Below are 12,241 nucleotides of genomic sequence, written 5' to 3'. Positions count from 1 at the left end.
GGGGATGAGGAGGTCGGGAGGTCGGGAGGTCGGGAGAGTGAGTGTTGACTAGTGATTCATGATTCTTGCCTAATTTGACTAGCACCACATCGCAAGTGGCATGGCGAATTATAGTGTCTACAACATTGCCGAAAATACGACCAGGGGTGGAAGTGCTACCCTTCCACCCCATCAAAATCAAGTCAATATGTCGTTCTTTAATTGTTTCTAGAATTGCCTGGGCGACATCATGAGTCACCCGAATTTGCGTATGTACAGGAATTTTTCGTTTTTTGCCCAAAGCCTCTGCTAGTCGGAGTAAGCGACGACTTTTTGTTGTTCTGACTGGGGTTTCTGCTGGGGAACTGTAACGAGAGATAAGCATGACTTGTATGCACTCTATTTCATAATGGCGATCGCCTGCAATCGCAGCTGCCATCTCTAGTAGTGTTGCTGCTGTTTCCGGATTAGCTATGGGTACTAATAATCTTCCCCTACCAGTACTGGGAGAACGTGTTTGATAAACAACATAAGAAGGTTCAGGGCGCGGTCCAGATTGTCTATTTTCACAGTTGATATGGTCTGCTTCTGCCCGAATAATATCTGCACGGGTAATGATTCCAATCAATCGACGCCCCTCCACAACTGGCAAGCGACTGATTTGATAACGGTCTAACAAATACAGTACATCACTCAGATTTTGGGTGGGAGTGACCGTTAAAGGATTACTCGTCATGATTTCCCTGAGAAAGCCATCTTTTGGGAGGTTGCGATCGCGTATTTTTAGCAAATCACTTTGTGTCACAATTCCTACAAGCTTGCCATCTTCAACCACCGGAAAACCCCGATGGTGAGAACGCGAGAAAGCTTCTACGACTTCATCTAGAGACGTTTCTGGTTCTAAAGTTTCTACCCGTGTTTGCATGACACCGCTTGCTGTTAACCTTGTCAACAGTCCTTCAATCGGAGCTTGTTTTTGGATAGTGATACCACTTAAGTGTAAAAGTCTGTCATACAATGACCCAGGTACTATCTTGTCAGCGACTAAATAGGATGTCACAGAACCAATCATCAAAGGTAGTACCAGATTAAAATCTGTGGTCATCTCAAACACAATCACAATTGCTGTAAATGGTACCTTGGAAACACCACTAAAAAAGGCTCCCATTCCTGCTAGTGCATAAGTTGTCGGTGAACCTTCTCCCAAAGCGTAGTCTTGCAATACACCAATGATGTATCCTAAACAAGAACCCAAAATTAGACTGGGAGCAAACAATCCTCCTGGTGCTCCTGAGCCAAATGCGACCAAAGTCAAGATAAACTGAGCGACAAAGGCGATCGCCGCTACGGAAACATAAACATCACCTGTGATAATAAACTCCCGTAACCCACTATTATCTCGAAAAGAAGATGGTAACAGAGCAATCACCAAACCAGATATCAAGCCAGCCAACGCCACTCGTAACGGCAAGCTGATGTGTAAGTTACGGTAAATTCTTTGACTGGCAATCAGTCCTCGATTGAATAATGCAGCTAGTAACCCTGCTAGAATGCCTAAAATCAGGTAAAAAGGAATTTCTGTCACAGAGAAAGTACTGGCGTACCGAGTTGCTTCTAGGTCAAGTTGTAGACTACCACCTCCCAGTAATCGTGAGACAACACCACCAATGAACGAGGCAATAATCGCAGTTCCTAAAGTTAATCCCGATAAATCTTGAAGTAATTCCTCGACAACAAAGATCATACCGGCGATGGGGGCATTGAAAGCTGCTGACAATCCAGCACCCGCACCAGCTGCTATCATCTGTCGTCGATGATCTGGAGAAGTCGGAACCCAACGACTCATTCCTGCTGCTAAAGCCGCCCCAACATGGACAGTAGGACCTTGCCGTCCTAAAGTTAAACCTGAACCTAGGGCGATGATCGAACTAAATAACTTCACAGCTGCTACGCGCCAAGATAATCTAATTGGCACATTAGCAAGAGAAGCTTTGACTTGTGGAATTCCTCCACCAGCCGCCTCTGGTGCCAATCTCTCGACGAGTAAACCAGCCAAAAATCCTAAGCAAAGACCAACGATTGGTAGAACAACCCATGCAGGCAAGAAGTAGGAAGAACGAACTCGCCATGTTCCTAACCATCCGGCACTAAATTTAAAGAATACAGCTGATAGAGCAGCGACGACCCCGATAACCGATGCTTCTGCGATCGCTAAACCTCTTCTAGGCTGCCACAAAGTGCGAAAACTCTGAGTAAGAACAAGAGGCAACATATTAATTCAAAATTCACTCATTCAAAGTTCAAAAAAAATTGATTTGTGTTGAAGGTCTGCTTTCAGCCTTCACGTGAATCATCTATAATTGCCCAGTCTTTTTTCATTGTCAATTTTGCTTTCCAGTGCTAGATAGCCCTTCTACTAAAAGAGATGGAGTATAGCAAGAACCGTTCCAATCAGCATCACCACCCAATTTCACCAATTGTTTGAGAGCTGTGTAGACGTTTCCTGCTACCATCGTATCCTTGACACGCCCAATAACGTGACCGTTTTGGACACGGTATCCCAAATCAATGTTGATGGAAAAGTCACCAGAAATACCACCATTTCCTCCTAGCATTTGATCAACAATTAAACCATCATCTAAATATTGAATCAATTCTTGTAGCGATTGGGTTCCTGGCTGGATGAGAAAATTAAATAAACCAGGGGTAGGATAACTTCCTAAACCAGGGCGAAAACCGTTACCAGTAGAAGCAATATTGAGTTGGTGTCCGGTAGTGCGATCGCAATAGAAATGCTGCAACACACCATCTTGGATAAAGACTAAAGATTGGGTTGGGGTACCTTCATCATCAAACGGGCAACTGTAAGGTCCTGCGTGGGGATCTTGGTAGAGGGTGAGAATTGGTGAAATGACTGGTGTGCCTATGCGTTCTACCCAAGGAGAAGCTTTTTCTAAGATTCGCTTACCATTCAAAGCTGCTTGTACAGTTCCCCAAAGCATATCAGCAGCTTTAGAGGTAAATAAAACCGGGACACGACCGTTAGGAGGTGTAACATTTTCTCTTGCCCAAGCTAACCGTTGTAAAATTTGGTGAGCAACTCTGTCTGGATCAAGGTTACCTCTTTCGGTTTGACCATCAGAAACGCTCAAAAAATCCTCACCTCGTATCCACTCTGCCTCTACATAGCAACTGAGAGTTGTGTCAGTGTAGTGACAATCTAAACCTTTGGTATTAACGAGTCTGGTGGTTTCAACATCACATTCCCACTCACTGTTACAAATGACATCTGGGTAGATACTACGAATAATGGCGATCGCTTGTTTGCCCCACTCTACCAATTTTTCTACGGGTACATCTTCGCCCAAATCTGGATAGGAAGGCTTAGAATTACCATTTAATTGTACTGCTTCAGGTTGATTAAGTTGACTCAGAGCTAGAGCACGTTCCACCAAGGCTTGTGGTTCCACAGGACCGTAAGCCACGGCTAAACCCGGACATCCGTTGCGCCACAGCCTCAGTGCTGTGCCTTCAGCTTGACTAGTTTCCAACTGCTTGAGGCGATTTGCTTCAAAAAACACAGGTCGAGATAGCGACTTTGACTGATAAACCTCAGCTGCAGAAGCACCTGATTTTATGGATAGTTCCAGCAGTTGTTCTGCAAGAGAATTGTTAGGGAACTCTTTGTACACCATATTTTCTTGGCTGTGGACTTGGAAATTGGCTTGTACTCAGCACCGGATTGCGCTAACCTTTCGGGTATCTCCACCAGTCCTATGCCTAAGGCACAGCTTTGTCCTTACGCTAGTAACCCACAGAGAGACCTTTTGTGTGGTTGTGGTCTGACTACAAACCTCTTCCCTCAATTCAATTTACGGCAGATTGACCTCTTGCAACAGCCAGAATCCTGCAAAAGATTCTTCTTGAGGATTGGATTGCACTGCGATAAAATGCACCCCATTTGCTTTTTGCTTTGCTTGTTCAAAGCCTTTGGCTTCTGCTAACGTTTGAGAATTTTTGATATTTGCCAAAATCCAACTCTCGGTTGCACCAGTCTCTAAAAGCAATCTCGCCCCTTGACTTTCATCAAATTTCAACCAAGCCAACTCTAAACCAGACATCCAGCCTGCGATTGGCAATGCTCTAGGTGAAAATATCAAAACACCAGGAATAGGAGTATCAGGAGATACTTGTGCCAATTCTAGGGGAAAAGTTTCACCAAAACTGACTTCCCACTCATGTACCTCCGCAAATTCTACACCTTGTAAAGTAACAAATGTCCACTGCTTTCCTTCTAAGGCATCTGGTAAGCGTTGAGGTAAAGGGTTATCCAAGCGCACAGATGGATTAGTTCCTGCTTGATAACCAGGTTCTTGAGGATAAAATTCTTCCATCCGTTGTTGTAGCCATTGATTCAGAGTCAAAGTGCGGCGACTTTGTTGGGCGGGAATGCCCAAATCTTTGCAGGCTTTAGTAATCATGTTGTTCATTTGGCGGCGGAAAAAGCGTATTCTTCTCGGTGTTTTTCCTGCTTTACTGATTGCTTCTTCTAACGCTGTCCGCAGCCACACTGAATTCACCTCAGTACTAGGACAATATTTCGCAAAGCGAAACAAAGAATCAATTCTTGTTCGGGTTTCCAAAGGACTTTCGCAGATCAAAACTTCCCAAACTTTTTTCTGATTTTCGTCCAGAATCGGACGCGAGTAAAAATCAAGTTCCCAAATACTGCCCATGTGATGCCGTTATGGTTTGGCTACTTTCTTATATTTTCATCATACGAGGGTATGGGTAACCTTGGGGCAAGTATGAGAGAGATGAGGGAGGCAGATAATTTCCTAGCGTGCTTGTTTTCCCTAATTTTCGTGACTTTAGAAATTTTTGGGGAAATTTATAGGCGATCGCACTGTTCCTACTTTCTATCCTCAACTGCACCCAGTGCTTTCAGTGTTGCTTTTTGCGCTTGGGTTAAACCTGTCACGCCTGTGATGTTCATGCTTTCGTAGGGTCTTGCGGCTTTCAGAGTTTTTAAACACTCACCTGTGTTAAAATCCCACAACTTGATTGTCTCATCATAGCTACCACTGGCAATGATTGTACCTTGAGGACTGACCGCAACAGATAGCACTCCTCTAGTATGTCCCTGTAAAGTTTTCAAACACTCACCTGTAGTCACATCCCATATCTTTACCATCTGATCAGGACTGCAACTTACCAGTCTTTTACCGTCAGGGCTAAAGGCAATCGATTTGACGACTAAAGAGTGTCCTTGTAAAGTGTTGATGCATTCTCCTGTCCTAACTGACCAAAGCTTTATTGTCTTGTCCTGACTACCACTAGTAATAATTTCACCATTAGGACTAAAAACAACTGAATGCACCTCATCAGTATGTTTTTGCAAAATTTTGATGCATTCACCTGTCCTGATATCCCATAACCTAATTGTGGAATCATAACTTCCAGTGACAATGATTTCACCATTAGGACTAAAGGCAACTGACGATACTGCTTGAGCGTGTCCTTGGAAGATTTGTACACAGTTTCCGTTACTAATATCCCATAGCTTTACCATTTTATCAGAACCGACACTGACAAGCATTTTGCCATTGGGATTAAAGCAAATTGACCGGACTCTAGCAGTATGCCCAACAAAAGTTTTGAGGCATTCACCTGTGTTTACATCCCATAGTTTAATTGTTCTGTCCTGACTACCCGTAGCAAGAATTTTCCCATCAAAACTGAAAGTGACCGACCATACCCAACTACTATGTCCTTGGAAAGTTCTTAGGCAAGAACCACTACTGAGATGCCATAAACTAGCGAAGAAATGATTTCCACTGACAAGAATTTGGCTATCAGGACTGAATGCAACAGATGGTACCCAACTCGTGTATCCCTGAAAAATTTTCAGGCATTCACCTCTGCTAACATCCCATAATCTTACCGTTTGATCATGACTAACGCTGACAAGGATTTTGTCATCTGGACTGAAGACAACTGATTCAACTGGATGGCTATGCCCTTGCAAAGTTGTCAAACATTGACTTGTAGAAACATCCCATAACCTAACTGTTTTATCATCACTAGTACTTGCAAGGAGTTGACCATCATGACTAAAGGTAACTGACTGTACTCGATTAGTATGTCCCTGTAAAGTTTTCAGACATTTACCCGTCTTGACATCCCATATACGTATAATCTCATCATGACTGCCAGTAGCGAGAGTCACACCAGAAGGACAAAAAGCAATTGATAGTACCCCCTTAGTATGTCCCTGCAAAATTTTCAAGCATTCTCCCGTGCTGACATCCCATATACGTACTGTTTGATCAGCACTACCACTGGCGAGAGTTTGTCCATCTGGACTAAAAACAACTGAATTGACCGAATCAGTATGTTCTTGAAAGGTTTTCAAGCATTCACCCGTGCTAACATCCCATATACGTACTGTTTGATCAGCACTACCACTGGCAAGGGTTTGTCCATCTGGACTGAAGACGACTGACCTGATTATATTGTTATGTTCCTGCAGAATTTTCAAGCATTCACCTGTCTTGATATTCCACAGACGGATAGTTTGGTCTTTGCTACCACTAACCAAAGTAACTCCATCACAACTGAAAGCAATTGACATTATCCAATTGGTATGTGCTTGAAAGCTCAAAATTTCTTTACCATCGGACACTTGCCACACGCGAATTTGACCATCTGTGTCACCCACAACTAAACACTTTCCGTCAGGACTAAATGCCACCGCTTCCACACTACCGAAGGTTTCTGTAAAAACTGACTTGGTTATTTCAGAATGAGCAAAATTTAATCCCCGCCAAGTTACACCCTGGAGGTATGCCTGCTTTATTGTCAGATGGGAAAAATCATAGCCGCTCAAATCAATATTAAGGTGAACTAGCAAATTAATAATATTTCCGGCTGCATAGCCTGAGAAAATTTCTGGTTGATTTTGCAGTACAGATACTATATTTTGCATCTGTTCACGGTTTAACCTATCAGCAACTGGCTTGAGGATAAGACGAATTTGAGCTTCCCTAACGTAATCTTTTGCTGTTGCTTTGATGAGAGCATGACTGTTAAAAAGTTCAAATTGTCCTTTTCTAATCTCTTCGCTAACTTGTTCTATCAATCGGTCTGTCATGTACTCCATGACGACGTTCTGTAATGTGAAACTTCTGGCAACTTTTTCAATTAAAGAACGCCTGACCAAAGATTCCAGCGCTTCTATCAACTTCGGCGGCGATTCCAGTGATACAATATCCTCTCGTAATTCTGATAGCCCAATAGGTTCGCGATTAATCGCCAACCAGTACATGACCTCTCGCTCTAAATCCGACAAGCGATTAAACTGTTGATCTAAAACATCGCGAATCTTCCCAAAAACTATAGATTCTTGTCCTAAAAATTCTGAAATACTTCCATCAAATAATTCTTTAATCGTCGTAGAAATTATCTTTAATGCCAGAGGATTACCTTGATAAAAGCTGATGAGCCTTTCTTGCTCATCTTCTGTGCCATAAAGCCCCTTCAAAAGAAATATCTCTTCTCCGTCTTGCGCTTTTAAACCTGTAAGTTGCAAAGACCGAACTGGGAGTGTTTCTCCTTCTGATGAAGCAATTTCTTGAGGTTTTTCTCGACTTGTGATTATCAAACAGCTTTGATGCGAAACTCCGCCAACGCGCCTGAATAATTCACCATATTCTTCATACCCCTCTCGATATTCTCCAGCTTTGTCGCCTCCTTGTAAAATTGACTCAGCATTATCCAGAACCAAGAGACAACGTGAAGCGCGGAGATATTCAATGAGCAGCGAAATTCTTGCGCCTACTTCCTCTGGTAAATCTGTTGCTTGTTGGTTAGAGAGGAACTTAATAAAGTCTGCTAGGATTTCTTGTATTGGTGGAGCGTTGCGGAGACTGCGCCAGATAACGTACTCAAACTTATCCTGAATTGTTTGTGCCAGTTTGATAGATAAGGAAGTCTTACCAATTCCCCCCATCCCTAACAGCGCCACAAAGCGACAGCCATCTTGTATGATCCACTGTTCTAACTTGGCAAGTTCTTCAGTACGTCCATAGAAAACCGATACATCCACCGCTTCTCCCCAATCTTGACGGAGTTTACTTGCTGGTGCTACTTGCAGTTGCAAAAGTGTAGGTAAAGCTTGTTGAATCGGTGTTTCTTTTTGTACTAGCTCAATTGGTGTTGGCTGCTCGCGTCGCTTTTTTTCTACATAGTCCAGTACTTGCACTGTGCCAGCAATAATACCGATAAAGCCCCCGAAAATTGTTATAAGAGTCACTAAATCCATAAATGTACTGGTCTATGTAGAGGACTACTGCCTTGAATTTAACATTTTATAGAATGAGCAATAGTCTCTTGAGATTGCAACACTTAACAAAATTATTTGAAGGGCTTGGGAGCAAGGTTTCTAGAACATGACAATGGTCTTGATGAGAAAATATTGTGATTTGATTTTTTATCTCTAATAGAAAAACAACTTAATTTATCAACTGTGGGCAGTGGGAAGCGATCGCTAACGAAATCTTCGCGCCACCCCAATTATAAGCAAAGTGTGTAGACACGCAGCTTCTCACGAGACATCCTACCCCGATATACAAGTATCTATGCCTGCCAAAGATGTCTTTCATGAGAAGGTTTTTAACTGTCGTTATTCTCAAGAAACCCCAGGTTTAACCCAAGTGCAAGATATAAGTTTATGCGTGAGTCTGTTGGGTTTCCTTTGTCAAATGCCAGATACCTCTGTCGGGAAACACTCCTAGGGTTTACGCTCCCCAACCGACAAACTTAGGCCGACCTACTTACCACTAAGTAAGTCCGCACAATAAAACCAATGTATGTTGAGTTTTGTAAAAACTATAAAATAAGCTATTTTAAAGCTATTTGGCAATTTTACATTTCGTTACATAGGCTGATTTTTTAACGCCGACTTACTTAGCTAAAGTAGGGATTTTTAGGAACAACCCAGTAGTAAATGGTGTGCTGACGAGCCGTACCCTGTACTCGTTCTACACGCTCAGGTTTCCATTTTCCCATATCAAAATCGTGGGAAATAATCCGCGTACCGGGCTTGAGTTCCTGCAACAGCTTTGGTTGCAGCTGCAAATTGACACTAGGTAACAAATAGAGAGTTACCACCGTTGCTTCACTCAAATCAGTTTGGAAAAGGTCTTGTTGTAAAAAAGTCACGCGGTCAGCCACTCCCGCCTTTTGAGCGTTTTCTCGACTTTGCTGAACTAACTCGGGATTAATCTCTATACCAGTAGCACGCTTCGCACCGTATTTCTGCACAGCAGTAATGGCAATCCGCCCATCACCGCTACCAAGGTCATAAAGCACATCGTTACTTGACACATTTGCCAGTTTCAGCATTCGGTCAACGACTTTTTCAGGTGTCGGAACGTAAGGCACATCAGCCTGACGTTCTTGGGGTTGTGCAGTGGTTGTTGGTGCTTGGACTTCTGCTTCAAAATTGCGTTGTTGAGTGCAACCTGCAAACATTAAGCTGCCAACACCCACACTTATAACTACTAATCCAAGCATTCGCTGTAACTGCATATTTTTTAGTTTTTTTTAGTTTAAAATGACTGCAATTAGCCATTTCTGGGTTGATTTACCTTGTTGAATACCGATGATATTGACACCGGTAAAAATGACGATGACTAAAGCAGCGTAAATAGACGGGGAATAATCACCAAGTCGCCACAACTGTGAGATATAGTCCCCGAACACAAACGCTAAAAGTGCAATAGAACCAGTTTGAATCACCGTCATTCGTGCCCAAGCAAACAGGAACGCCCAATTTTTGCCAAAGGCACGCATTAAATAATGGTAATTACCACCAGTGTGGGGATACGCTGTCGCTAGTTCGGCGTAACACAAAGCGCCAATCAACGACATTGCACCACCCAAGAACCAAACAAACAGCGCCCCAAACGCACTTCCCACATTAGCGGCGACGAGGGATGGTGTCTCGAAAATACCAGCACCGATAACAACGCCAACGATTAGGGCAATAGCGTCTTTTAACGAAAGCGTCCCCTGCGGCGCTACTTTGTTTGCAACCACAATATTTGGTAAAGAATAGTTTGTGCGTTTACTCACTGTGGACTTTTATGAAAATTTCCTGACATATTGACTGTTAACTTTGAGGGCGATGGCAAGAAGGCGCGCTTTGCACCATCGCCCGTTTTACCGTCGAAGGTTTTTCTCAAGGAAAATCTTTACTCTGTTCTATAAGGGAGCAATAGCGCTTCGGGCTATTGGGCGGCAGGACGTCCTCCGCTATCGCCCTTAGAACCACCTGCCCAAGGTGGTGGACCTTGAGGCGGGCGAATATCAATTACAGAACCATCTGCACGAGTAATGGAAAAGGCATCTAATTCACCACCTCTGCCTAACTCACCTGTAACAGTAATCTGCTCACCAGACTTTAGATTAATTTCGCGCCACCAACGCGGTCCAGCATCAACAATGAGTTGCCCAGTGCCATCGTTAAGAATGAAATCATTGCCCACTGTTTGCGTAACTCGACCAGATACAGTTATGCCGTTGGCACGTTGTCGTAAATCACTTATTCTGGTGCTAGTTTGGGCTTGTGCCAAGGTAGGTAAAGTCCCAATTGTGATTGTAGAAATTGCAGCCAAGGTTAAGCCGAAGAATACTCGTGGATTCATCACTAATTACCTTTTAACTGTACTATCTTCATTGTTGAAATAAAATGTGACGAGAAAATGACTACAAAAATGCAAATGCAATTTCAGCAGCAGCTCTATTCATTTATGCTGAAATTTAAAGTTTTCTAGCGGCGCTTATATAAGCCGAATAGAGGACCAAGAATCGCCCCGAAGACGAAGCCTCCGGCGTGTGCCCAATAGGCAATCCCACCACTTTCCATACCAACGTTGGTACGAGTCTGTAAGCTAGCGATACCATAAAAGGCTTGCTGGACAAACCAAAACCCAAGAAAGAAAAATGCAGGAAGTCGTACCGTAGTCAAGAAAAATCCCAAGGGAATTAAGGTCAGAACTTCAGCTTTTGGGAAACGAAGAATGTATGCGCCTAAAACTCCTGCTATGGCACCACTAGCACCCAAGGAAGGAATCGTAGAATTCTGGGAAAAGAACCACTGGGTCAATGCTGCCAAAACGCCGCACGTTAGATAGAAAATAAGATATTTCACATGACCCAAGCGGTCTTCAATATTGTTGCCAAAAATCCACAGAAAAAGCATATTCCCTGCCAAATGCAAAAAACCACCATGCAGGAATTGAGACGTAATCAAAGTCATCCATTCTGGTATCAGTGAGTTTCCTGGGCTACTAGGACAGGTACTTGAAAGTTGGCATGGTACTAAGGCTGCAATCTGAAAAAACCCTTGCAATTGTTGCGGTGTGAGACTTAGTTGATAAAGAAAAACAACAATATTAGCAATAATTATCCCGTATGTGATAAATGGGGTAATTGTTGTAGGGTTGTTATCTCGCAGCGGAACCACGGTTGTTTTTCCTCATAATGACCATTCTTTCAATCTTTACAAGAATCTTTAAAAGTTGTAGCCAACTCCCACTAACACCCCGACATCAGTTTCATCAATAAAACTGACATTCACCCCACCCGTTGCTGTGATCTGTGGGGATAAAGGAACATCTACACCACCAGTAATTAATGCACCAACAGTGCTATCTCTGCCTGTAGAAACTGCCACTCCACCACCAATATAAGGCGCTATATTCAGTTGGGTGACTTCCAAATTTTCTTGGGGAAAATCTACAGTAAGTGGAACCAGAAAGACTGTATTATCTCCAATGACAGCAGCCGGACGTGCAGACAAGTTTCGTGTCAGTCCAATTTTGCTAATGACACTAAATGCACCTTCACCTAAAGTTGTATTGCCAGTCAAACCAATGTTACCACCAACACCAAGATAACTAGGACCAGAGCGAGTGATTCTTCCAGGGGAAACAACTTGAGCAACCTGTGTGGATTCAGTCTGAGGTGTAGTTGCAGTGGATGTTTGTTCTATTTGAGATGTTGGTGCAGCTAGCAAAGCAGATGCAGAAGTCAAAGTCGTACCAGGAGTTTCACTGCTATTATTTTGCTTTTGTACTACATTATTAGAACTTACATTAGTATTTTCTGCACGAGCTGGCAAATTCATACCAAAGATAGTCACAGATGTCAGAGCTAGTAAAGTAGATGCGCGTTGCCAAAAAATATTGTTCATGTC

At 43.1% G+C, this 12,241-nt stretch carries 8 protein-coding genes and 1 pseudogene; all 9 read right to left on the bottom strand.

What is annotated here, in order from left to right; translation table 11 throughout:
- Nucleotides 1–2,251, bottom strand: a 2,251-nt coding sequence (locus DP117_RS23250) for a chloride channel protein (RefSeq protein ID WP_169220609.1), incomplete at its 3' end; no start/stop codon positions are given.
- Nucleotides 2,252–2,360: 109 nt separating this feature from the next.
- Nucleotides 2,361–3,674: a TldD/PmbA family protein gene (locus tag DP117_RS23245; RefSeq protein WP_169220608.1), complete on the bottom strand. Its 1,314-nt coding sequence runs from the start codon at nucleotides 3,672–3,674 to the stop codon at nucleotides 2,361–2,363.
- A 177-nt stretch (nucleotides 3,675–3,851) separates the two neighbouring features.
- Nucleotides 3,852–4,715 carry a Tab2/Atab2 family RNA-binding protein gene (locus tag DP117_RS23240; RefSeq protein WP_169220607.1) on the bottom strand — a complete coding sequence of 288 codons (864 nt, stop codon included), beginning with the start codon at nucleotides 4,713–4,715 and terminating at the stop codon, nucleotides 3,852–3,854.
- Nucleotides 4,716–4,891: 176 nt separating this feature from the next.
- On the bottom strand, nucleotides 4,892–8,302 hold the full coding sequence (locus DP117_RS23235; RefSeq protein WP_169220606.1) for an NB-ARC domain-containing protein: 3,411 nt from the start codon (nucleotides 8,300–8,302) through the stop codon (nucleotides 4,892–4,894).
- Between the two features lie 644 nt (nucleotides 8,303–8,946).
- Nucleotides 8,947–9,513: a class I SAM-dependent methyltransferase gene (locus DP117_RS23230; RefSeq protein ID WP_248277784.1), complete on the bottom strand. Its 567-nt coding sequence runs from the start codon at nucleotides 9,511–9,513 to the stop codon at nucleotides 8,947–8,949.
- Nucleotides 9,505–10,116: pseudogene (locus DP117_RS23225) on the bottom strand (amino acid permease); the annotation flags it as partial. The pseudogene DP117_RS23225 and the gene DP117_RS23230, both read right to left, overlap by 9 nt.
- A gap of 155 nt (nucleotides 10,117–10,271) precedes the next feature.
- Entirely contained in the window at nucleotides 10,272–10,688 is a 417-nt protein-coding gene (locus DP117_RS23220; RefSeq protein ID WP_169220603.1) for a DNA-binding protein, read from the bottom strand.
- A 125-nt stretch (nucleotides 10,689–10,813) separates the two neighbouring features.
- Entirely contained in the window at nucleotides 10,814–11,509 is a 696-nt protein-coding gene (locus DP117_RS23215; RefSeq protein ID WP_169220602.1) for a rhomboid family intramembrane serine protease, read from the bottom strand.
- Between the two features lie 48 nt (nucleotides 11,510–11,557).
- Nucleotides 11,558–12,238: a hypothetical protein gene (locus DP117_RS23210; protein WP_169220601.1), complete on the bottom strand. Its 681-nt coding sequence runs from the start codon at nucleotides 12,236–12,238 to the stop codon at nucleotides 11,558–11,560.
- Between the last annotated feature and the right edge of the window lie 3 nt (nucleotides 12,239–12,241).

The organism is Brasilonema sp. UFV-L1 (assembly GCF_012912105.1).
Lineage (GTDB): Bacteria > Cyanobacteriota > Cyanobacteriia > Cyanobacteriales > Nostocaceae > Brasilonema.
The sequence above is the reverse complement of the archived record's forward strand: the minus strand, read 5'-3'. Positions and strand labels throughout refer to the sequence as shown.

Excerpts from the sequence above, each read along its gene's own strand:
- DP117_RS23245 (WP_169220608.1), bottom strand. The coding sequence starts at position 3,674 with ATGGTGTACAAAGAGTTCCCTAACAATTCTCTTGCAGAACAACTGCTG.
- DP117_RS23240 (WP_169220607.1), bottom strand. The coding sequence starts at position 4,715 with ATGGGCAGTATTTGGGAACTTGATTTTTACTCGCGTCCGATTCTGGAC.
- DP117_RS23235 (WP_169220606.1), bottom strand. The coding sequence starts at position 8,302 with ATGGATTTAGTGACTCTTATAACAATTTTCGGGGGCTTTATCGGTATT.
- DP117_RS23230 (WP_248277784.1), bottom strand. The coding sequence starts at position 9,513 with ATGTTTGCAGGTTGCACTCAACAACGCAATTTTGAAGCAGAAGTCCAA.
- DP117_RS23220 (WP_169220603.1), bottom strand. The coding sequence starts at position 10,688 with ATGAATCCACGAGTATTCTTCGGCTTAACCTTGGCTGCAATTTCTACA.
- DP117_RS23210 (WP_169220601.1), bottom strand. The coding sequence starts at position 12,238 with ATGAACAATATTTTTTGGCAACGCGCATCTACTTTACTAGCTCTGACA.